At 41.0% G+C, this 23,886-nt stretch carries 20 protein-coding genes; 4 read left to right on the top strand and 16 right to left on the bottom strand.

Annotated features, from left to right (window positions below; genetic code table 11):
• Positions 1 to 49: 49 nt before the first annotated feature.
• Positions 50 to 571, bottom strand: coding sequence for a serine O-acetyltransferase (locus tag MKY14_RS00580; protein ID WP_036679239.1), 522 nt, complete (start codon positions 569 to 571; stop codon positions 50 to 52).
• A 260-nt stretch (positions 572 to 831) separates the two neighbouring features.
• Entirely contained in the window at positions 832 to 4,590 is a 3,759-nt protein-coding gene (locus MKY14_RS00575; RefSeq protein ID WP_340975492.1) for an alpha-L-arabinofuranosidase C-terminal domain-containing protein, read from the bottom strand.
• Positions 4,591 to 4,814: 224 nt separating this feature from the next.
• Here MKY14_RS00575 and MKY14_RS00570 point away from each other — a divergent pair, with 224 nt between their 5' ends.
• Positions 4,815 to 5,402 (top strand): GNAT family N-acetyltransferase, encoded by a 588-nt coding sequence (locus MKY14_RS00570; protein ID WP_256716512.1) that lies wholly within the window; start codon positions 4,815 to 4,817, stop codon positions 5,400 to 5,402.
• 100 nt (positions 5,403 to 5,502) lie between these two features.
• Here MKY14_RS00570 and MKY14_RS00565 read toward each other — a convergent pair whose 3' ends face one another.
• Both MKY14_RS00565 and MKY14_RS00560 read right to left on the bottom strand, forming a co-directional pair.
• Entirely contained in the window at positions 5,503 to 5,940 is a 438-nt protein-coding gene (locus tag MKY14_RS00565) for a MarR family winged helix-turn-helix transcriptional regulator (protein ID WP_081386204.1), read from the bottom strand.
• A gap of 208 nt (positions 5,941 to 6,148) precedes the next feature.
• The gene (locus MKY14_RS00560) at positions 6,149 to 7,186 is read right to left on the bottom strand and encodes an NADH:flavin oxidoreductase/NADH oxidase (protein ID WP_076304399.1); all 1,038 of its coding nucleotides are present in this window, start codon (positions 7,184 to 7,186) and stop codon (positions 6,149 to 6,151) included.
• A gap of 247 nt (positions 7,187 to 7,433) precedes the next feature.
• On the opposite strand from MKY14_RS00560, the gene MKY14_RS00555 reads away from it, so the two are divergent.
• A complete protein-coding gene (locus MKY14_RS00555; protein WP_076191215.1) occupies positions 7,434 to 7,814 on the top strand; it encodes a VOC family protein in 381 nt (126 codons plus the stop codon).
• A gap of 31 nt (positions 7,815 to 7,845) precedes the next feature.
• On the opposite strand, the gene MKY14_RS00550 is transcribed toward MKY14_RS00555, so the two are convergent.
• On the bottom strand, positions 7,846 to 8,496 hold the full coding sequence (locus tag MKY14_RS00550) for a suppressor of fused domain protein (RefSeq protein WP_340975488.1): 651 nt from the start codon (positions 8,494 to 8,496) through the stop codon (positions 7,846 to 7,848).
• Positions 8,497 to 8,556: 60 nt separating this feature from the next.
• A complete protein-coding gene (locus MKY14_RS00545) occupies positions 8,557 to 9,648 on the bottom strand; it encodes an alpha/beta hydrolase (RefSeq protein WP_340975486.1) in 1,092 nt (363 codons plus the stop codon).
• Positions 9,649 to 9,828: 180 nt separating this feature from the next.
• Here MKY14_RS00545 and coaA point away from each other — a divergent pair, with 180 nt between their 5' ends.
• On the top strand, positions 9,829 to 10,764 hold the full coding sequence (coaA, locus tag MKY14_RS00540) for a type I pantothenate kinase (RefSeq protein WP_076124954.1): 936 nt from the start codon (positions 9,829 to 9,831) through the stop codon (positions 10,762 to 10,764).
• Between the two features lie 165 nt (positions 10,765 to 10,929).
• Entirely contained in the window at positions 10,930 to 11,883 is a 954-nt protein-coding gene (locus MKY14_RS00535) for a glycosyltransferase family 8 protein (RefSeq protein WP_076124952.1), read from the top strand.
• 17 nt (positions 11,884 to 11,900) lie between these two features.
• Here MKY14_RS00535 and MKY14_RS00530 read toward each other — a convergent pair whose 3' ends face one another.
• From MKY14_RS00530 to MKY14_RS00485, 10 genes are all read right to left on the bottom strand, one after another.
• Positions 11,901 to 13,139 carry an RICIN domain-containing protein gene (locus MKY14_RS00530; RefSeq protein WP_036679228.1) on the bottom strand — a complete coding sequence of 413 codons (1,239 nt, stop codon included), beginning with the start codon at positions 13,137 to 13,139 and terminating at the stop codon, positions 11,901 to 11,903.
• A 177-nt stretch (positions 13,140 to 13,316) separates the two neighbouring features.
• Positions 13,317 to 14,015: a hypothetical protein gene (locus tag MKY14_RS00525; RefSeq protein ID WP_340975485.1), complete on the bottom strand. Its 699-nt coding sequence runs from the start codon at positions 14,013 to 14,015 to the stop codon at positions 13,317 to 13,319.
• 506 nt (positions 14,016 to 14,521) lie between these two features.
• The gene (locus MKY14_RS00520) at positions 14,522 to 15,166 is read right to left on the bottom strand and encodes a hypothetical protein (protein WP_076107537.1); all 645 of its coding nucleotides are present in this window, start codon (positions 15,164 to 15,166) and stop codon (positions 14,522 to 14,524) included.
• 144 nt (positions 15,167 to 15,310) lie between these two features.
• The gene (locus MKY14_RS00515) at positions 15,311 to 15,832 is read right to left on the bottom strand and encodes a flavodoxin family protein (RefSeq protein ID WP_076124948.1); all 522 of its coding nucleotides are present in this window, start codon (positions 15,830 to 15,832) and stop codon (positions 15,311 to 15,313) included.
• A gap of 21 nt (positions 15,833 to 15,853) precedes the next feature.
• Positions 15,854 to 16,315, bottom strand: coding sequence for an FMN-binding protein (locus MKY14_RS00510; RefSeq protein WP_076305953.1), 462 nt, complete (start codon positions 16,313 to 16,315; stop codon positions 15,854 to 15,856).
• Between the two features lie 90 nt (positions 16,316 to 16,405).
• Complete coding sequence (locus tag MKY14_RS00505) at positions 16,406 to 16,984, bottom strand: TetR/AcrR family transcriptional regulator (RefSeq protein WP_076124944.1); 579 nt, start codon at positions 16,982 to 16,984, stop codon at positions 16,406 to 16,408.
• A 66-nt stretch (positions 16,985 to 17,050) separates the two neighbouring features.
• Positions 17,051 to 19,132 (bottom strand): alpha/beta hydrolase fold domain-containing protein, encoded by a 2,082-nt coding sequence (locus tag MKY14_RS00500; protein WP_340975481.1) that lies wholly within the window; start codon positions 19,130 to 19,132, stop codon positions 17,051 to 17,053.
• 207 nt (positions 19,133 to 19,339) lie between these two features.
• Positions 19,340 to 20,896: a glycoside hydrolase family 32 protein gene (locus tag MKY14_RS00495; protein ID WP_340975479.1), complete on the bottom strand. Its 1,557-nt coding sequence runs from the start codon at positions 20,894 to 20,896 to the stop codon at positions 19,340 to 19,342.
• An 88-nt stretch (positions 20,897 to 20,984) separates the two neighbouring features.
• Positions 20,985 to 22,469: a glycoside hydrolase family 68 protein gene (locus MKY14_RS00490; protein ID WP_076219908.1), complete on the bottom strand. Its 1,485-nt coding sequence runs from the start codon at positions 22,467 to 22,469 to the stop codon at positions 20,985 to 20,987.
• 138 nt (positions 22,470 to 22,607) lie between these two features.
• Positions 22,608 to 23,885 carry an ABC transporter substrate-binding protein gene (locus MKY14_RS00485; protein ID WP_076308264.1) on the bottom strand — a complete coding sequence of 426 codons (1,278 nt, stop codon included), beginning with the start codon at positions 23,883 to 23,885 and terminating at the stop codon, positions 22,608 to 22,610.
• Position 23,886: the final 1 nt, after the last annotated feature.

Here is a 23,886-nt window from a genome sequence, read left to right as displayed (position 1 = left end):
ATATTAAAATAAAGCGCACGCGTACCCTATGTACTAGAACCTAACGTCTTTATCTTGTATTCTCTGGTTTCGGTTCACTCCGCAATATATTTTTAGCAGGAATACCTACAGCCGAAGCGTTATCCGGCACATCCTTTACCACGACAGACATGGCCCCGATATTAACATCGTTACCAATGACAACCGGTCCAAGAATCTTGGAGCCTACTCCAATAAAAGCTCTGTCTCCAATCACTGGCTCTCCTAAGTTATTTCTCCCGCCAATAGTCACTTGATGAAAAATAGTAGCATGGCTTCCAAGCACCGCTTTAGGACTAATGATAATCCCATTTAAACCATGCGGTAAATGAAGCGCGTCACCAATTTGAGCTTGAGCGTGAAGCTCGCCATTCGCAAGAATACGGACAAAAAGCACATCCATTATTCGATACAAAAGCCACAAAGGTTTTCGCACGATGCCATTCTTCACTCGATAATACACCCAATTTCCATAACGATAAGTAAACAAGGCCATAATCGTTTGAGGATTTTTCAGATTTGCTTTCCAGTCCGTTTTGAATGATTTCATCATTTTATCGTTCTCCTTTTTAGGGGCTAGGGTATGCACTGTATTCTGGAGTAATGAAGGCAACTGTGGATAAAACATCTGGGAGGATCGCGGGCTGGAGGGTCAGTCGGTGATTGTACTTTCACCAGTGTAAGATAGATTCTGAGATTCATCAAGCAAGTGGGCAGTTCTCTCTATATAATCATCAACCTATTTAGAGGCTTGTTAAACAACAACACGCGCCGAACAAAAAGATCGGCGCGTGTTGAACAGCATATTTTCTATTAAATCAGATCCAGAACAATCACATTCACGGAATTGGCAGCTAGCTTCACAATTGCCGTGTCTTTATCAATTACGATTTCCGTTTCAACTGGTGTAACCTTCTCATCATTTTTTCTGTTCACATTAGGTGTGTGAACCAGCGAGGCGTCTCCGGTTAAGGTAATCCGTTTACCCGTAGCAGCTACTTTTAAGCCTTTTAGATCAAGCTTCGTTGCTTTTTCTACACCATCCGCATTTACAAGCTTCACATAAAGATGCTTATCATCTTTAGTTACGGAATTGTATACCTCTCTGTTATAAGCCTCAAGCTTATAATCCAGTACTTTGCTTGTTACCTTGCCATCTGTATAAGAGCAAATCAAATGTTTGCCATCTGCTCCGCCATAATTAACGGTGATGGTATATTCCGTATGATCCGCAAGCTCTTCATAGCAACTGGCTCTAAGGTTACCAGCAGCGGTACTAGAGGAATAATCGCCGAGAGTATAAGCCTCAATCCCTTGCTTGTACACCTTGACTCCTGTGGCATCGCCATTATAGCCAATTGCATATTCGATAACATCTTTATTTTCCGGTGAGATTTCTGTCAGACCTGCGCCTACATAGAAGCCATCTTCGCCAGAAGCTTTTTCAGCTACAACCTCTACTTTATAATTAGTCCACGCATCATTAAGGATATACAATCCATTCAATCCGCCATTCTGCGCTTTCAATACCAGACCTTTGGAAGGATCAATCGTATATCCGGCAGAGCCAGGAATCACTTTCCAAGCTTCATCCAGCGGCTGCGTGAAATCTTGATCCAACCATACACTGCCATCTACATTCGAAGTCACTTTCACCCGTTTCACGATCACAGATGATTTCCCCGCAGCCACTTCAATTCCTCCATGAGGAATGAGGTCTACCTTCTCCCCGTTGCGATAAGTCGAAAATGAGGTGCCAACCACTTTGGTTCCCAGGTATTTAGCATACAGCTGCTGAACATAATAGTTCGGTGTGTACCATACGGTTTCATCATCGAACCAGATGCAATCCGGTGTCCATCTATAGGTGCCATCTGTCAGAACCTTGTTGAACAACGGTGCCGTTGCCGCCAATCTAATCACATCAGAGTTATTCTCGAAGCTGGACATAATCGCCGCCTCAGCAACAGCTCCTGCCAATGTGTTTTTATCTGTGGAAGCATATTCACCCACAAAAACCTTTGAAGTTTCAGCCTCATCCAAGCTGCCGTCTTCCTTATAGGCTCTGTAATAGTAGTTGTAACGATCAGCATTCTCTAACAAATATTCATTGGAACGGTAGTAATGCTCATCCGCAATGGTATCCATGTAGTTCTTTTGTTTTTCGTACCAGGTAACAGTCTCTTCGATGCTCGATGTACCATCCGTAAAGCTGATTTTTTCCGAGCCCTGTAAATTTCCGCTTAGGAATTTCCAACCTTGCTGGTAAGCATCATCATCTGCCTGTGCACCCACGGTAGAGAGAATAGTCAATTCATGATCAGGATAGTTCTTCACCATATACTCATCAATCACTGTTTTAAAATATTCGAAGTTGGCGAAAAACTCTGTACCCCAGTTTTCATTCCCCACACCCAAATAACGCAGATCAAACGCTGCTTCATGGCCCATCTTTTTACGCAATGCAGCCCACTCATTATTGTCAAAATCCATGCTAATCGCAAAATCAATCAGATCCGTAAAGTTCTTCACATAATAATCTCTTAACGCACCGCCAGCTGGATTCGCATAATCCGAACGAGCTTGACAGAGTACGCCGCAGGCCATAACCGGAAGTGGTGTTGCGTTCAAATCCTCGGCTAATTGGAAATACTCCATATATCCAAGACCCATGGTCATCATGTAGCCCCATACGTTATAGTTCTCTTTGCGCAATTCGATATCGTTGACGGACTCTTTCCAATCGTACACGTTCTCCCAAATGTGAGAACCTTCAGAAATACAACCCCCAGGGAAACGCAGGAAGGTAGGATGAAGATCAACGAGTGCATTCACTAAGTCTTTTCGCAATCTATAGTTTGAATTTCCTTTATAGTTAGCATGAGCTGTAGCAGAACGTTCCTCTTCACCAGCGCCCCAAACGTCATCAGGAATTAAGGAAACCATATCAATGGAGATCTCACCGTTAAAGGTTAAAGCCAGCTGACCAAGCACAGTTTCAGATCCTGTTAATACAAGCTTTGAATCGACACCATACTTCTTCCAGCTGCCGTCACCGTTTACTTCAACAACTGCAGTATCGCTGATGGCTTTACCGTCTTTGTCGAGCAATTGCAAGGTAATTGTGCCCGCTGCTTCTGCCTTCGCCCAAATCGTGAAGTTGTACTTGGCATCTTCCTGAATAAACATCGAGCAGTGCTGATTGGAATCGGCAAAACCTCTATTATTAATCGTCGCGCCATCCGCTACCGTCACATAATGCGCATTCATATCTTTATCATCGATGCCGAAGAAATCGTTTAATCCGCCTGTATTATGGACAGTCATTTGGTCTGTATCCCCAGACCATGCGTGAAGAGGTGTATAATTTCTTCCGGTGGAAGCACCATGTACACCACATACATGCGAATAGCTGTCAAAAGCAAAAGATTCGAAGGAGCGATTCTGCACTAGCTCTGCATAGATCCCACCGTCTGCTGCATTGTTAATGTCCTCATAGAATAAACCATATAGAATTTGGCTAACATCCAAAATCTCCTGATTGCCGTCAATCGTTAAGGTGTAAGGTGGCAAATCTTCCGGAAGCACAGACACAGTGAAGCTCTTTTCTACTGTACTAGCTCCCTTTTTCAAATGTGCTGTAAGTGTTACGCCTTGAGCAGATTGAACTCCTTTATTCACAACGCCTTCATTAGAAATGACTTTGGTATCGCTGGATACCCAAGATACGTCAACTTTCCCGCCCATCAGCGAAGCTGGCAATTCGATATCTTTGGTAATAATCGAGCTTGGGAAGGTTAAGTATTTATCTTTTGCAAGCTTAACGATATCTTCATCCGTCAAAGATTCGCACATAATTTCAATCACTTCATCTTGAGTTAAGCCTGCTTTATATACACGGAAGTCCGAAATATAGCCGCCAAAATCAACATCTGCCGTGTACTGGGATTTCCCGATTGTATTATTGCTATAATTCAGTTGATCTTCAAAAGTAGCAAACCATGTGCGCAGCTTAGCATATGTGCCACTAGAGGTTTGGCTGATCATGCCATCCGCAACTACTTCACCATTTACATACATCACAGGTCCTGCACTGCTTAGTGTTCCACCTTTTGTGCCTGTAACTGCAAAGGAAACGTGTACCCATTCATCAGTCGCAAAGGATTTCCCTGGATCTGCAATTAAGTCTTCCCCTGCAAAACAAGTGCCCCGCAAATTGCGGGTTACAAAAAGATAAGGTCCTGTTTCACCTTTACCAAAATCAAAAATTCTTTCCCATAAGCTTGAAGCTTTGCTTACATACATCCAGGTCGAAATCGTAATTCCTGTATGGTCACTGACCTCTTTAAGCAGATCGTTAGGTAATGAAATATAGGATGTGCCATGTTCTCCCCCAGCAAGCGCAACAGCTTGTCTACCTGCTACGGATTTAATAGCCGGCAGCTTCGTACCTGAAGCGGTTCCATCATTGCCGTTCCCCGAGAAATCTTGACCTACATCCTCTGGATTATCAAACTTATAATGCGCAATTAGACTACCATTAATAAATTTGTTACCGTTGTCATTTTTCATAGAAGATCACCTGTTATCTTTATAGTAGAAATCTTAAAAACCTAACAATATTAGTTCATTGCCGTTTATACGAAACATAATAACATATTTTATAGTCAATTAATATATTAACCAATTAATATTTATGTGAAATAAAAGAAAACATTTTTTATAATCAAATATTACCAAATCAATCAATTGTTTCATGGTAAAATATCTGTTAGTTAATAAAGGAGTGGTGAAAGTTGAGCGAGGTTGTGAATGAAGAGGCCAATTCTAGTGATTTATTTACGATTGATTGTAAAGATATTTTTCTGCGGGAGTATAGCGTGGAGGATTTAGAGGAGTTTCATGCGCTTACTCTACAGCCTGAAATTATTGAATTCTTGCCAGATTGGAATGTTCCTAAAGAACAACGGTTGGACTGGTTAATAAACTATGAAATAAAAGAGAACCAGCAGTTTCTTCAAGCGATCTCAGCGGGCGGAGATATCGGAGAGCTTCGTCTTCGTTTAGGCATTATTTTAAAAGAGTCCGGTGAGTTTATTGGTTGGTGTTGTACAGGAATTAAGGATGAATTGCCCGTTCCTAACAGAGAGATTATGTATGCCATATCCAAGGATCATCGCGGTAAAGGCTACACTACTCAAGCTGCCAAGGGATTAATTAAGTATTTGTTTGATAATAGCTCTACCGATGTATTAAACGCCATTGCTCTGAAACACAATATCCCGTCTAATAGAGTCATTCAAAAATGTGGTTTCGAGCTTCTTGACGAGATTACAATTGAACATGAAGACTATAATTATTACCGGCTTTCCCAGCAACAGTAGAATGAACAGGTAGGATGTAAATAGCGCCCCACACTAAAAAACCTCTGTATGGGAAATGGAGATTCGGTCCATTTACCAAAACAGAGGTTTTATTGTGAATTCATGACTGTTGCTTCATGCGAAGCATTTGATCCAAAAGCTCTTTCACATCTTTTTCTGGAAAAGCTGCAAGCAGGGTCTCTTGAAAGGTATCTTGTGCACGGAGGAGCTTGTCTTCGCCAATGGCAGTCAAGGCAGTATAGATACTTCTGCGATCAGCATCACACGCTTTTCTTTCTAAAGCGCCACAGCCTTTGGCCTCAAACCGACTAACCAGTCGGGAAACTGCACTCTGGCTTAAACCCACCATAGCTTCGAGTTTCTGCAATTTCAGTTTCTTCTCCGGCGCTTCCGACAAAAATAACAGCAAATAAAATTCTTTTAAGGATAAGCCATGTTTGGCTTGTAGATTAGCTTCCAATTCATTCGTCACATTCATTTGTATATGCGTTAACGTCAACCAACTCGTTATAAGTTCATTGTTAAGAATGTCGCCCATTTTATTATTCATCTCCCGGGTGTATGGCTTTTCATGATTTTTTCCTTCTATATAATAGTACTACAATCCACAACCATACATAAAGTATAGGTTCGATACTTATACTTTATTTTATTTTAAAAAAGAGGAGAGACCGTTTCTCCAAGAAGCCGGCCCCTCCACACTTTACAATTATTTTGTTTAGACTTCACACTATTTAAATTAGTCTTTACCCATTAATTCTTGGAAACCCGAAAGAATATTGTCTGGGAATACCCGCATCTTTCTGAAGCTCGACCCCTGCTTCCAGCGTCCAGTATGGATTTCTCAACATGCCCCGGCCCACGGCAACAAGATCAGCTTCCTCATTCCCAATCACGGCATTAGCAAGTACAGGCTCATCCAATCTGCCAACCGCAATAACCGGAACATTCAAGCCATATTTGATTTCTCTGGCCAAAGGAACCTGATAAGCTGCATGCGTCCCTGGTTTCCCGGCAGCTGCGATAGGACCTTCACCACCTGCACTGATATGGAAAATATCTGCGCCTGCTTCTTTGTAAGCTTTACTAAATTCCAAGCTTTCTTTGATACCGTACCCGCCCTCAACATATTCTTGAGCGGAGATGCGCATAATCAATGGCATTCCTTCCGGCATTTCACTTTTTGCTGCGCGAATGACTTCTGTACCAAACAGTGTTAAATCCTTGCCATATTCATCTGTTCTTTGATTGGTTAGAGGGGAATGGAACTGATGAATAAGGTAACCATGCGCTCCATGAAGCTCGATAACATCAAATCCCGCTTGTATCGCCCGCTTCACGCCCAACCGGAATTTCTCAACCATAGCTTTCACTTCTCCAGTTGTTAAGGCACGTGGTGTTTTGGAGTCAGCATCAAAAGGAACGTTAGAGGAGGATACAGGAACTGCTGCATCTTCTGCTTTACGTCCGGCGTGTGCAATTTGAATACCTACTTTAGCGCCATAAGAATGACAAGCTTCAACGATTCTAGCCAGTGCAGGAATTTGCTCATCAGACCAAATACCAAGATCAAAATCAGTAATCCGGCCATCAGGCTCCACGTCCGTCATTTCAATAATAATTAATCCAGTTCCGCCAACAGCGCGGCTTACGTAATGATTATAATGCCAATCCGTAGCAATTCCGTCTTTGTTAGACACTGAATACTGACACATTGGAGGCATAACCACGCGGTTCTTCAGCTTCAAATCCTTCAATTCATACGGGGTGAATAAGTCCTTCATGATATCTCTCCTCTTTATAAAAAACTAAGTATAGTATGATCAATGCTTCCAGTGAACATGAGTTTCTAAGTTCATCTTATATAAAATATTTATAAATGCATGCTCATGCATGTATATTATTATAGAATAGCGATGATGTCAACCGTGAATAATCTTCTGCTAAATGGAAACTCCGTGTATTGTTGAAACTTCTATCTTAAGGTAATATATGGATATCTATTTTTTCTTTGAAAGGATGACCTCACTCGTGGACAAAAAGCTCTTACAATCACATAGTATTTTCCCTACGTTGAATATTGAGCAAACCGCTGCCTTCTACAGCCAGTACTTAGGTTTTAAAGCTGTACCCTATTTAGATACACAAGAACCACATCTTTGTTTGTATCGTGACGATACAGAGATTATCCTTACGCAATCCCATGGACAAAAGGTCATTCCCAATCGAGAGTTGTACGGTTATGGATACGATGCCTATTTTATTACGAAGCAGCAACAAGAGTTGGAGAAGGAGTTCGAAGCCGCCGGTGTTCATATTGTTCGTTCTTTATCAAACACCGATTATAATAACAAGGAATTTGTGATCGAAGATGTGGATGGTCGCTGGATTGCTTTTGGAATCAAAAAATAAAAAAACGGCTCTCAGCCGTTTTTTCTTGTATTTAAAAGAGTCCCCATAACTTCTTACAACTATTTTTACGGGAAGGATCCAAAACATCCGTAACCCCAATCTTATTTAACTTGTGTAGTAACTCTTCCTCGCTATGCTTGATTTTATAATCTAACTCCTCCCCATAGAGCGGAATTAACGTATAAAAGTGCACCACTTTCTCATGGGTCATTTCTAAATTAAAGAAACCGGCTTTATCTTTTACATCTGGAACCCAAACGAACATCCCTTGAAATCCTGTATCCTCACTATAAGGCTGGACGGGATTCCCGTTCACAAGCGTATGCCCCATATAAAGCCATGTATTATATTCATGCGGAAACCTAGCCATTGTTTTCAGGGCTCGAATCGGCCAATAATTCCGTTCATCCTTAAAAGCCTCATCCGACAGCTTCCAGGTAGGAGGGAGACAAATCATTAGCTCAGCATATTGATATTCTTCTGCACCTTCTGGCACCGTCATCGGTAATTCGCTCATTCCAGAGGTAATTAAAGTATAGAAGTTCCGCTCAGGCGTCGGATCAAGAATTAGAATATCTATCGACAGAACACCTGAAATAATTTCTTTAAAAACATTATCAATAACACCTATGTATTTTTCAATATGATTACATATTTTCTCATTAGACTGAGCAGAATGCATTCATAATTCCCTCCCTTATATATGTTTATCGGTATAAACAAAGGAGAGTTTATTGCTAATTCACAGAATTTCTTCTCCACTACCATGGATCTCGCAAAAATCTTTATGAACCCTACTAATTAATGCCGAATAACCTTGCCCCTGATCTAAAAGATGCTCCAAAAGGAACTTACTTATAAGCTCATTTAGGCAAGTATGAATTTCACAGGTTCTTTGTTTTAAATTCTCTCCTTCCTCATAAAGGGGCAGATCGCTAAATGACATATGTGTAGCCTTTCGTATTTTCAGAAAAGATTTATATCCGTTCCAATTCTGAAAAAGCGCCTCTTGTCCTTTGATGAAATCATTTGCCAGTTTCTCCTGTAATATATTACTTAAGGATTTTAAGGTCGAGGCCTTTTGCCTTAATACAAGAAGCGGCACAGTATTGTTCTTCTCTTCATTCTCAATATATAAGTGCATGCTTGCATCTAATAAAATAGCAGCTTTAATTCTATCGTCTTCCATAGTTAAATCTAATGCAGTAGCACCGCCGATGGAATGGCCGATAATACCAATCTTATTCATATCAAATAAGCCCTTCACATCTTTATCCATAGAATTAAGCGTGGACAGGTGATCCAGAACGTATTGAATATCTTTTTTTCGAATGGAAATTAAGTTATGTAAATCGGTATAATCCGCAGCTTTTATTTGCCTCATAGCTTCGGATTGATTAATAAATTCTCCACTAGGGCAAACAGTAAACATAGCTTCGTACACAGCACTGACCGTTACCACGATGAAACCTTGCTTAGCCAGCGCTTCTATATTATAAATATACATATCTCTATCTAAACCTAATGCAGGTGAGTAGATGATGACTGGATAGGAGCGTTTGGATTTGCTTTGAAAGTTCCGATCGCTGATTGAGGTAGATAATGTATTTATGATTTCCATGTTCATGCCAATATCTTGTAGAAGCTCTCTCGCCTGTTGTTGACAGGGCCCGAAAAGCTCCATATATTTCATTGCAGATGCGTTTTTATTTAATACACCCTCTGTATCCGGATAATAAATACTTATAACTATTTTCCTTCCCTCTGACTCTTCTTGGAACGTTTCCGTGCGTGTGTAATCCTTCAATAATTCAACTTTTCGAAAAACACCCATTGCCCCACCCCATTTTTCCTAATATTCTATATTTTAATTGATTTTCCCATTTACTGAAATGCAATCTCCTTAATGTCCATAATTATGTCGATTACAATGAATGGAATGAAGCTGTATGAACGGTTATAATACCTAAGTGCATAAGAAATCTCTAAAAACTTCAGGGATGTGGAAAATTTAATGGTGAATAATTCAGCATATACACTTTATTTACGTGAGGATTGGAAAAAACTAAGCGATTTCACCGCTATCCAATTATCAGAAGAAGAACTTATGGAAGTCCAAAGTATTAATGAAAAAATCTCCAGCGAGGATGTTAACGAAGTCTATCTTCCTCTGTCCAATTTACTAAATCTGCAACTTCTATCTGCTCATAAATTTAATGAGTCTATAAATCACTTTCTAAACAATGATCTAAAAAAAGGTCCATTTATCATAGGTATCGCGGGAAGTGTCGCTGTTGGTAAAAGCACTACGGCCAGACTCCTACAAAAACTCCTCTCACAATTACCTTCCCATCCAAAAGTGGATTTAGTTACGACTGATGGGTTTCTACATCCCAACGCAGAGCTGGAAAAGCGCGGTATAATGACGAAAAAGGGCTTTCCTGAAAGCTACGACACACGTAGTTTAATTTCTTTTTTAACGGATGTGAAGTCTGGGGTGCCGCGGGTCCAAAGCCCTGTATACTCTCACTTAACTTATGATATTGTGCCAGATGAATATATTACGATTGAGAATCCGGATATTCTAATTGTTGAGGGCTTAAATGTTCTTCAGACTGCGATTACAAATAATCATAATATGCCTAACTATTTTGTATCTGATTTCTTTGATTTTTCTATTTATGTGGATGCCGATGTGAACGATATCGAGACATGGTACATTGATCGGTTTATTAAACTCAGAGATACTGCCTTCCAAGATGAACAATCTTATTTCAAAAAATATGCACAGCTGTCTCTAGAGGAATCTATTGAAATCTCAAAGCGGATCTGGAAAGAAATAAACTACGTTAATTTGCAGCAAAATATTCTGCCCACCCGAAATCGTGCGGATCTTATAATGCATAAGGACAACAATCATCACGTAGATCAAATTAAGCTGCGAAAATAAAGATTGAAGTCCTTAGCCGACCAAGTTGCTGAGATTCAGCACTTGGTTTTTTGGTGTTCACATGAAATTGGGTGAATATTCTGGGTTTAATGTCTCTGTCCTCTGATCAAGGCGAACGTATACTGTGGTACATTCGTACACAAACGTGAAGAGAGGATAAATCAAATGATCGATATCGCCTTGGCTTTTCAAGATAAGGATGGGAAATATGCTGAACATGCCGGAGTCGTTCTAGCGTCAATTTTTCATCATACGAGTTCCCCAATTCATATTCATATTTTACATGATGTTTCTTTAAGTGAAACTAATAAGCGCAGGCTTAGCGCATTAACTACAAAACATAATCATACCCTTAGCTTTTATTCAATCACTATGCCTGATGATCTAACTCAGGTGCTAGCCAATGTTAACTCCATTAATGTATGGACGCAGGCATGTATGTATCGATTGCTTCTTCCTGCACTAATACCCGTGGACAAAATCATCTATCTGGACTGCGATGTATTAGTGAATATGGACATTACTGAATTATGGCAGGTTGAACTGAATGACAAGTATTTGGCTGCAATTTGGGACCAGGGAATTAGAGAGGTTGCTCATATTGTGAGCGCTAAGGGATTAAATCCTGATCTTTATTTTAATTCCGGAGTGATTTTATTTTCTTTGCATAATATCCGCCAGAATACCAACTGGTACGAAGAAATGCTAACCTTCCTACGTACCTTTCCTGATGTCACCATGCCAGATCAGGATGTTCTGAATGCAGTTTTTGGTGGGAATTACCTCCCCCTCGATATCCGTTTTAATTCGTTCAACACAAACATTCCGGACCATGATTTCACTAACAAAATCATCCATTTTGCCGGAGATGATAAATGCTGGAATAAAGATTCCGCAGGTTCATCCCTATATCAGCAATTCCTAAAGCTAACCCCTTGGAGAATCACCAGAGCCAAAATCAGACGAAGAAAACGGAAAAGCAGCCCTTTAAAACCACACCTCACCCGAAAAAGAAACAAGCAGAAAATAAAAATTGTTCAGTTGAACTTAACCCCTATTCTTTTAGCCGATTTAAAACAAATTAGACCGATTAGACCGATTAGAAAAAGCCCCATTTGATATGGGGCGGCATTTCTTTAGTTCACTTTCGTAAAAAACCATTTCTGAGCATCACTCCCGTTATCCGTCCACTGCTGAACTGCTGCACCATCGGCTGTTGATGCTCCGGATACATCCATGGCTAATCCGCTCACTTTTGAAATAAGCTTATAATAGCCCCCTCCAACATCAATAATGCTCCATCGCTGAGCGTTGGTACCATTGTCATCCCATTGCTGCAGCTGTACACCGCTCGCGGTTGATGAGTTCGGCACATCCAACACTTTTCCACTATGCACTGCCGTAAGCTTGTAATAACCGTCGCCTGTACTCTCCACTTTAAATTTCTGATTATTGGCAGTGTAATTGGTCCATTGCTGCATTTTCGCCCCGCTTGCTGTGGATACATCCACTACGTCCAGAACCTTGCCACTAGCCTTGTCAGCTAAAGTGTAAATCCCACCACTAACGATGCTTGAGGTAGGCGCAGCCTGATACACACGTACGTAATCAACCAGCATTTGAGCTGGGAAAGCAGTTGAAGCATTTGGACTTCCCGGCCAATTTCCACCCACGGCAAGGTTTAGCAGGATGAAGAAAGGTTTCTGGAACTCCTCCGTATTTCCGGTTCCGTTCTCAATATAAAAAGCATTAAATGGGTTGCCGTCTACAAACCATCTTATATAATTCGCATCCCATTCCACGCTGTACACATGGTACTGTGAGAAATCGAGGTTACCAGACACCTGACCGTACTCGGCATGCCCATTGGCATCCCAATGTACCGTCCCGTTAACAAAAGCATTATTGTTCACACGCTCCATAATGTCCGTTTCCCCAGATTTCGGCCAACCCACTGAATCAATATTCGCCCCAAGCATCCAAAATGCTGGCCAGAGTCCCTGTCCTGAAGGCAATTTGATTCTAGCTTCGATTTTTCCGTAGGTGAAGCTTTTGAGTCCCTGTGTTTTGATCCGTGCAGAGGTATAATTCATCCCCCCGTACGACTCCTTTTGTGCAGTAATCACTAAATTCCCACCCGTTACCTGCAGGTTCTGCGGACGACTGGTATAATACTGAAGCTCATTGTTTCCCCAACCCCCGCTACCCGTACCTATTTCCGCCGACCAATTATTAGTGTTCAGAGAATTCCCATCAAATTCATCGCTCCATGCCAGATTCCAGCTTGATGCCGCGCTTGAACTCCCTGTAGGTACCCAAGCAATTAAGAGGGTGAACAGCAGAAATAGACTTAACATTTTTCCTTTTCGTAACATCGTCTTTTCCTCCTACTGATTTCATTGCGCGGCGCGCTCGCACATTTGAAACCGGTTTCGAATAATGGATAAAACAAAACGTTATCCCATAAACAGCTATAACAGCCAGAGTCAGGTTAACGCCTCGCTTCATTTGATGTGTACGTCTTTTCTAAACGCAATATGCCAACATTTCGATTAAAGGGACCATTTTCCATAGTTCTGCATGCTTAATGTCCAGGTTTTCTCTGCGTATTTTACCGTCGCCATACTCTCTGAGAGCGTCCATGCGATACCAGCATACTGATCCTTATGATGGTCAAAGAATGATTTCCAATGTTGTCCCCCGTCTATCGTTATATATAACAATGTATGTTCATTTTCAGCAGGCCGAGTAATTAAGATTCCTTGATCCTTCGTAAGAAAGAGGGGAGGATAAGCATAGATTTGCGAGTTTACTAACTCATCCGGCACTGTGACAGTCTGTTCACTCCAGGTAACTCCACCATCCATTGTTTTATATAAACCAACCTTTCCCTGCCAAGGCGCATTCGTTGTAATCCAGCCTTCTTTTTCGTTAACAAAAGTAATTCCCGATTTCACCCCGCTAGGAAGAGTACTTCCTGCTTGTAAGCTATCCCCAATCTCCTTCCAAGTCTCTCCCCCATCACTAGTTGTATAAAGCTCCATATCTTCACGTGACATTCCTTGAAAATGATAGACTGCTTTCCAACCTATATTTTTGTTGAGGAACACAGTATCTCCTCTGCGGTTATCTGAAGGATCAGGAGAAGGAGAAGTTTCCTGATTAGAAGTTGGATGAGGGATGGGAGTGGAATTAGAACAACCCGATGCTATCACTGCAGCAATTAGTAGAATTGAAACTAGATATTTCATCTTGTACCACGCCTTCGTTTATTTTTCTAAAAAAGTATAGTGGTACTGTACATATAGCTTAGTCCGCAAACATATTCCGTAAATGAAATTTTATCCTAAACTATCTGAAAAGTATTTACAGTTTCTTTATATAATCCAGCAACACCAAGACCTATCGGACCGAGGAGACGTTATTGGTTCATTTTCAAGAGAATTCTTCTGTTAACGGACTGAGATGCAACTATTTGGCTAATCCTCCTACTTTTATAGGCAATAAACAGACAATAAGTGCTATACGGTCCGCGAGTTCGGTAAATGGAGCTAAAAAGCAAAGATAAGCGCTATACAGTCCGTAGATGATGTGAACGAAACCTTCAAGCAGCAGGTTATCAGCTTAAAGCTATCAGCTCAAAGTAGATATGAATGAATTCATCAAGCAAGGATCTACTCTTTGAATGTCAAAAGAAAAAGAAACGGCATTTCTGCCGTTTCTTTGGGTTATGGATGGTCAGGACTCAGAGCCTGTTTTACTCCAATCCATGTTCTTTGCGGATGTTATACATGCCTTGAACAAGCAGTTCGGATGGATCCCGGTTCAATTGCAAATGAGTCAGCAACAGATGAAGCGGGAATGCGCATACGTTATTCCCATCGGTGATCGCTGGAAATCCAGCCTCGAAGACTGGTCCCAATTTCTCGTTCCATGCCAGCCCGACATGCACTTTTTCTGGAGCAAATTCTTGGGTAATTTCCTCAATACAAAGCGGAACTAACACATTGTCAATAATCCCTTTTGCTTCTTCTTCACTTGCTGGTGGTTTTGGAAGTGTTTTGCCTCCCTCAATTTTCATCAGCTCAACGAAGAATGAGGCCATCCATGCTGCCGGATCCTTACCCGACTGGAATCTTGCAATTAACTCGCGCAGAAAAAATCCGCAGGAATACACCTGATCTAATTCAGTTTTCACGTGAAAAACAAAAACAGGGCCGTAGGCTTCCATGTTCAATACTTGTCCTTCAACATCTTTAAAGTGTACTCTCAATGCTACAAGGCCGTTATGGTGAACAGCCTTTAGCAGCTGCGCCATATCCTCTTCAGACATTTCTGTATTATCATTTACTTCCTCATTCTCATTTGTTATTTCATTTTCATTAGTCGTCTCATTGTTCATTTTATAATTCCCTCCCATACCTATCATACCATCTAGCGAATTGAAGGAACACTTTATAATAGAACAATTTCTACCAGATTGCAGAGAATACAAAAAAAACGGCAGCTTTGCCGTTTCTCTGTTCGTCTCGCTGGAGCTTAAAAGCTAGATCATATCCCTTACTTTCTTCACTATTTTTCCAGTTAATTGATTAATATCGCCCTCATTTAACTTATAAGCTGAGGTATCTTTACGTGCAGGTTTGTGATCTGCTGATATCAGATCTGCGATATGCTGCTCGATGAATACAACAGGGTCTGCTCCAGTTCTTTTTCTAAGCTCCCCTGGCACCTTCGGATTTGGACCGTCAGCTCCACCATTGATTGAAAGGTAACCATACTTTTGCGGATTTTTCTTCAAGTACTCTAAATAGGCACGGAGCGGTGTGGCCACTTTCCCCATCCAAACCGGTCCAAAAAATAGGATAATATCATATTTTCCTATTTGCTCAGGCTTCGGTTGAACCAACGGTATCCTGTCAAAAATCATATCAAAGGTAATCCTACCGAGTGTTCGGGGTTTAGCTTCCGAGATTCGGATATATTCAGCCGACAACGCTTTCGCCACACTCCTTGCTAATGCTTCATTATTACCTGTGAATGAATACGAAATGACTGCAATGTTCATATAAATTCTCCTTAAAATGAATTATTTCGTCTCCGCCTGCAGTAGGGCATTTTCGAGTGCCTTAAGATGTGTTTTAGAGGTAAGCGTTGCCCCGCTGATAACGTCCACCTGAAGAGACTGCGATTCAATCACATGACCAAACAAATCACCAATGCTTAGCCCACCCTTCAGTTCAGCAGGGTTCCCTGTGTTGTCCAAGGCACCTTTGAGTATTTTGATATCTGACAGTCGTCCAGCAGATATTGTGGCCTTCACCTTGGTATCTCTGGAATGATCTTTGATACCAATGTATTCCCCCACATAGCTGCCCTCCCGCAGTTTCTGTATATCTATGGCGTGGATAGTAAGCTGCTGAACTTCATGCCTTCCCGGAGCAGATAAGAGAATACCACCTATCCAACCTATGACTGTAATCCCGCATAGAATGCTGAGAACAATAATCCATTTATTGAATTTTCGCTTTTTTCCTCTTCTCTTACTCACCTGCTTGCCTCCTTCCTTTTGATTTAAAATTTGAATGAATATTTAATAATTCATTCATTTCACTAAAAAAAAAACTGCACCATAAGTGTATTAGGGGCAGTCTGTCAAACCCTTCATAATTAGTTCCAGCATATTGTCCAAAAGTTGTGGAAAATACTCCAGCCCGATTTCTTCCTTGTGGGTCTCCACATTAATCATTGCGCCGAAGATCATCATAATCATTTTACTATCCATATCGCTGCGCATTTTACCATCGGCTTGCCACTGCTTAATGATTTCATGGAAGCTATCATACAAGAAGTCGTTTACCTGAATGTTGGTTTCTTCCCGGTACAACTGTTCGATTTTTGCGAAAACACTTTTGTTATACCATTCCTTAAGAATGGGGTTGGCTATCATACCTTCCAAATTAAGCACCATCATCTGCCGTATTAGTGCTAATGGGCTTTGGCTCATATCGAGCGATTGCATACAGCTTTTTTTGAGCTTTTCGTTTTCCTCTAAAAAAATATCCATAAAAAGCTTTTCCTTGGAGGGATAATAGTTGTAAAAACTTCCTACAGCTATTCCAGCCATTGTGGTAATGCCAGAAACATTCGTGTCTTTAAAGCCTTTATTGCTAAATAGCTCTTTCGCACATTCGTATATCTTTGTTTTTTTGTCTTCCACTTTTCGTCTCTCCATGAATGAATAATTATTTTTTCATTCATATCATAGTGTTAACAGCAGAATATGTCAATGCACAAATAGATCACCAAAAGCATCAACATCCTTAGCCGAACCAATGCCGCTGTTATATTCCACCCAGCCCTTACGCCCCTCAACATCATTGTCATTGACCAATAACGAAAATTTCAGCTTCATTCCTGGCTTCACCTGTACATCGTCGGATTTTAGTTCACGCCAGGGAATGGCTAATTCGTAGCTGGTTTTTGAATCTTTACGTTCCACGGCATACTGTAATTCTATAGCATCACCCAAATTAAACCCCTTGGGTGCCAACCAGCACCATTTGAGTAATTCGCCCGTATCTCCGCGAGCCACACCGAGTTCATGGTACTCAGAAGGCACCGTTCCATCCCCGTTGGCAATGCCAATTCCAATCTGGATGCTGTCCCCACTCCAGATGGCATCTCCTGATGCTGACTGTGCATGATAATCATCGATAACTTCTACCCCAAGGTAAAGATTGTCGGCATCCCATGCTAAGGAACCCTTGGCGCTGAGATCCTGCTCTCCTTGCCAGCCCATGATTTTGACATCCTTCACATCAAAGGGAGCTTGATTCCCCCAGTCCGACAAGTTGCCATCGATTTGGACAGGCGGACTGAGTTTCGGCAACAGAAGCACGTTAAAAGAATCAACTGCCGATTGCAATAAGGTACCTATATCATTAAAAACTTTAAGCGACCGCTGGCCTCTTGCCAGCTCAGGAATCTCAAGACGAACGCTCTTACCCGGCTCCAGATTTTCCACAGTCGAAGCATAAGTACCTCGGGTAGATCGTCCCGTCTCATAATCAGCTTCCACTGAACCGCTGAAATTGCTTGTAGACTGATTAGTAACATCCATGTAGGTTTTTATCTCCTTAGTAGACTCCTCATAAAAAGTCTCGTAATACACTGCCAGCGGATCGATTACGTTGATATTCATAGTGAAGCTTGATGCCACTGTAGGATCTGCACCCCGAGAGACGAACAGCGAATCGTTTCCGCGCACCAAGCTTTCCGGAACCTGTATCCGCAGCGAACCTTCGTCTTCTCCACTAAGCAGCCATCCCTCTGGCAAATCGATATTAAGCGGCTCCTTCGATGCGCTGCGATAAGCTTCAGGCAGCTTAATATCAAAAGCAGAACCAGAAGCAACCGTGATCCCCGAATTTTCCGGAAGACTCGCAAGGTCCGAACTGTTCATGACATTCCACAGAAAATGTGCTGTTGTCTCCATAATTTCATCGATGTATTTTTCATTTTTATAATCATGTCCGACTCCCTCCAGCGTGAGCAGATTATGATAAATACCTTTCTCTTTCAATTGAGCGGCTAGGTCAATACTTTGCTGGTACGGCACCATTTTATCTATCGTTCCATGAATAATTAGGACAGGCGGCAGCTTGCTGTCAGCACTTCTTGTCAGTTCACCACCATAAATATCTATAATGGAAAATACAGACTTAACCAGGGAGGGATCTCTTGCTAAGGATAGATTCACAAAGTTCATGGCCAGATGACCTCCTGCTGAATCTCCGCCAATAACTATACGTTCCTTGTTCAATCCATAAGTCTCCGCATGCTGATTAATCCATTTGATCACATCATTTATATCCTCATTAGCATCATTAAGTGTGCGAGTAAAATTGAAAAACGGATCTTTTTTTAGCCTATAATCAATAGTGAGAACAGCATACCCCCGTTTCGCCAGGCCTTCGGAAAAATCTGCTGCATCAGACTTATCCCCTCCGGTATAACCTCCGCCATGAATAAAAATAAATATTGGCCTCTGCTTGGTATCGTCTCCAATGGGCTGGTACAAATCGAGCTTCAGCGGTTCTTCAGCATCCGTCTCGTTTTTCTTACTTGCATACAAAATATCGTGTTTCACTGTAACTTTATATGCGGGATCCAAGTACTGCACCGGAGTTTCTCTGTTATTTACAGTAACGTTAGCCATTGTTGTGTTAGTATCAACAGTACTCGTAGGCAGCACTTCCTGCACTTGCTTCTCCGAGGCGCTGTTATTTTCCCGGTGATTCAGCAGCAACCATGAACCTAATACAATAAACAGAATAAGAACAACATAAATAGGCCTTCGCTTCATTAGGACAACCTCCCAGAATGATTTTGAAACCAAAAAAGTAACATGATGCCAATAACATCATTCTAGAATTCAAGATAGCGTTTAACAATTATGTATTCCTTCGTGAATTAGGTTTAATATTACGTACTTATAATAAAAAAAGAGGACATCCATAGGTTGGAGTGCCCTCTTATTGCGCAAGAATTAGAAAAACTCTGTCTATTCATTCTAATCTTTGCCAAAATGCTTAATTACAACATTATTAAAAATCGCGGTGCCACCTTCAGAAAACAAGGTAATGCCTTGATCCTTTATTTCCGGGAAGATTTCATTAGAAAATACAATTTCACCATCATCTATAAAAACTTCAATACTTGTTCTATCCACAAGGATCTTCAGATGCACTTTTTTCTTGTTCACATCAAAGGGGGCCTTGCTTTCAAGATATCTGTCACTCTCATCAGGTTGTCCAGTGAAGGCTCTATTAACATAAGAATATTGTCCTTCAACAAACACTCCTACGTCCACGTGGCGCGTCTTATCTGCGGATTCACGAAGTCTTAAGCCTACATTGGTAATCTCTGACCAAGATAGATCTGCATCGAGCTGGTAATTTTCGCCTGTGATATCTAGTGTTGACGAGCCGTTCACTTTTATTTGTTGCAAGGAATCCGTTGAAGTTACCATTTGATCTAATGCTTCGATGGGCTGTGATACTAACTGATACGACTGCTCTTCATCTCGTGTTAATTTTATTTGACGCACGATTGAATCCATTCCGTTAAAACCTTCGTTAAGATTGGGGGTAACATGAGGGTAATCCCAATTATTCATCCAGGCCAAAGCATATCGATGATTGTATTGATCCTTGTCCTTTCCTTCTTCAAAAGTCACAGCACCATACCAATCAAATCCATAATCTAGCCACTGTGGTTCATGATGATCCGCGATAAATTCATTCTCATTAAAATCTCCAGTCCAGTAGGCATACGTGTTGGGTTTACCTATCGACTTACCATTTGCACTGACCCCAAGAACCCATTTATAAGTGCCATCATTCGCCCGCATCATATAGAAGTCAGGACACTCTACAATTCCGATATTTTCTGTTTCGAAGCCGCTTGTGTAGTGCCAATCCTTTAAATTGTCAGACTCGTAAAAGCCCACTTTCGTACCTTCGGCTAGCGTCATCACCCATTTATGAGAATGTTGATCCCATATTACCTTCGGGTCTCTGAAATCTTCCGTGCCCGGATTTGGCAAAATAGGATCATCACTATAAGATTTAAACGTCAGCCCACGATCCGTACTGAACCATAAATATTGTTCTTGCTTCCCCCCCTCTGCAGAGGGCTGTGTTAAAATCGCCACAATAGCCCCTTCGCCAAAACCTGCTGTATTGCTATCGTCAACAACAACAGATCCTGACCAGGGATCACCATTGGGTGTTGTATATTTTGGAATCGCAACGCCTTCATCTGCCCAGCTCACCAAATTCGTTGATGTGGCATGTCTCCATTCTGTACCATTTCCATCCGGGTAATCAGCATTATAGAGATAATAATAATGATATTTACCATCAAAATAAATGGGTTTCTGCGGATCGTTTTTCCAATGCTCAGGTACAGTGAAATGATAGCTAGCCCGAGTGGTAGGTTTATGATCAGGAACGTCGGTCCCCGGCTTCTTCTTCTCTCCAGCGTCATAAGTTACTAATACTATCGTCACAAAACAAATTAAACAAAGGATTAATATAGTGATTCCTATCATTTTTTTCTTATTCAAAATATACCTCGCTTTTTTCACATTGCTAATCTCAGCTTATAAAAAGAAAAGTAAACGCCAACTACATTGGCATTTACTTTGTAAATGATTAATACGGTTTGTTACCTTTAAGCGTCAATTGCCCTTGTTCCAAAATGCTGTTCGGTACAACTGAAGTCTTGGAGCCTTTAATATTCAGCACAAAGCTTGGGGCAAAAGTGGAATGATGATCCCCAAAGTAACCTCTATTCGTCATGTAACTTGTGATGACTACATTATTCCCTTTCGCTTGCGGAATCGCAAAGTGAGCATAAGTCCAGGTAATATCATAAGGATTAAGATCTTGATGGAGGACAAGTCCTGTACCATTTAATGGTTTATACGGTCCGGTTAAAGAATTAGATACGTACCCGAGCATATAGATGTCTTCATCATCAATGCCATCAATGAACATTTTAGAACCTCTTGAGCTTGTGAACAGATACCACTTGCCATTCAATTTAAATATGTTCGCACGTTCAATTTCATCTGTCACGGTGTTGGAGGCAAGTAGCGGCTTCATTTCTTTTTTGAATGTATAATCATTATTTAATTCAATGATACCGAGCGCACCATTCGCGGTTTCCGCAGATGTTTTGTCAGCACTGCTAAGTAATTTCTTTTTCTCCGCTTGGAAGAAGGCATTGCTATTACCATAATAAGCTTTGTTAAAGAGAGAGTCTTCACCCTGGTAACCCGTAGTTGTCCCTGTATTTGCTTCAAATACAAGATACTTGTGGCCTTTATCCTCCACATAGTGAGGATCTCTTAAGGTATGATTATCGTCGTAATCGCCTTTGCTAAAACCGGTGATATCAACACTTTGATAAATTTCACCTTGATTACCGTCATAGATGGATTTCATATCTTCTACGCCATCAATCTTAAGGGTATCCCCATCCGGGGCAGAGACATTAATTTGAGCTGTAGTTAAAGTTTGTTTCCCGTAAAATCCGCGATCTGGATCCCAAGGATGACGATTAGTGTAAAACAAGCGAACTTTGCCATCAGATGTCATGGTTGCTGAACCGGACCATTCTTCGGCTTGATTGTTTAAAACATAATCATCAGGAACAAGTTTGTCACTATCCTTAAACACTCTGCCGGCATTCTTCCAGCTGCTGATAGAGTTGTCTCCTTCTTTCTTATAGAACAAATAAATAAATGTGTCTGATCCATTATTAGGGTCGCCCGCCAGACCAAAAACAATTTGATACCCCTTATAACTGGCTACAGTTCCATCTGCATTTTGCAGCGGCCAAGTATCCCAAACATCCATTTCAATTTTGTTTCCATTCTCATCGAACTTAATGGCTGCAGGAATGTTCTCAATCGTTGAAGCATCAAATTTTGGGACTTGGAATTGTTTACTATTTTGTTGTTTGGGTAATTTTAACATGTCAGCGCGAGTGATATGAGAGAAACCATAGTCATTGTACTCCGGCTTGTTCGGCTTGTTATTTCCTTTCGCAAAGGTTTGAGTAGCTCCACCTAACATTAAAGCAGCTGTAAAGGTTAGGATTGTTGTTTGTTTAATCATTTTCTTGAAATTCATCATCTAACTCCTCTTATACTTTAAATTTGGGTTTCGATCTTCCTTTGTGCTGTTCCCCTTTTAAATTCTAATGAAGAGTAGACGTTATGAGTATGTCGTAAATTGATGCATTTACAGGGTTATATTGATTTGGTTTTATTACTTCACATGGGTATCCCACGATTTTTGAAGCTCTTGAAGCAATTGATCCCGATTAATTTGCTCTCCTACATAAGCTTGCATAAGATAGCCAAACTCCTCTCTTGCTCTGGGAGGGAATTTGAACCAATTCCAAGATAAAGTTTTCTGTTCATCGACGTATCGCATAAGATCTTTTACAAGCGCTCCCGAACGGTCCGTCTCTATATTTTTAAAAGCTGAAATAAAATGAAAGCGATCCTTCATGAACTTTTTCCCTGTTTCCGAGGAAACCATCCAGTTCAAAAACTTTTTGGCTTCCTTCTTCTTTTCTGGCGAAGATTCTTTATTAACAGCCCAATTATTAGATACCCCTACTGGCAACGCATTGTTTTCGGCACTATCATTAATAGGCATGGGTAAAAAACCGATATTCATATTCGGCGATATTTGATCAATTTTAGACTGAACCCAATTCCCTTGTTTTAGAATCGCCGTTCTCCCTGTTGCAAATAACTCAACTTCCGAATTATAATCTGTTGTCAAAAAATTTTCGTTACCATATTGTACGGTCAAATCCAGCATCCGAATGACATCTTTAACTTCCTTATTCTCTCGAAAAGATTGTGTTCCGTTGTTTAACCCTTGAATAAAAGCATCCGGGTCCTCCTGTTGTGCAATAGCAATATTCAACAGGAGTACAAAAAACCAATGATCGGAATACCCAACAGAAAAAGGAGTCACACCTATAGCCTTCAGCTTTTTCGCCGCCTCTTTTAATTCCGTAAACGTTGTTGGGAGAGGAGTAATCCCAGCCTTTGCGAATAAATCCTTATTATAAATAAAACCGTAGCCTTCAAAATTGATCGGCATCCCGTATATTTTCCCGTCCATCTTCATCGGTTCTAGCGCCTCGTCATAAGCCTGTTCCACCCAAGGTTGATCTGATAAATCCTCAAGATATCTACTCCATGCCTTCGCTTCTTCATAACCGCCATTTGGAAAAATATCCGGACCAACATTGGCCGCAAACCTCGCCTTTAGCTCATCAAGGTAGTTAGCTCCCCCGCCAAAGGTTAGAATTTCTACGTTAATATTCGGGTTTTCCTTTTCATATTCCTTAACCATCTGCTCGAATTCTATAGAGATTTCCACTTTAGGATTCAGTACCTCCAAAGTGACTGCCTTATCCGCTACCTTCAAATCCGCTTCCTTCAGTGGACGTGTATGCGCACCACATGAAGAAAGCGTTAGCGTAATCAACCCCACGATAATCATTTGAACCCTTTTTATTTTCATA

Source organism: Paenibacillus sp. FSL R5-0887 (assembly GCF_038002305.1).
GTDB lineage: Bacteria > Bacillota > Bacilli > Paenibacillales > Paenibacillaceae > Paenibacillus_AQ > Paenibacillus_AQ odorifer.
Note: the sequence above shows the minus strand (reverse complement) of the source record. Positions and strands in the feature narration are given on the sequence as shown.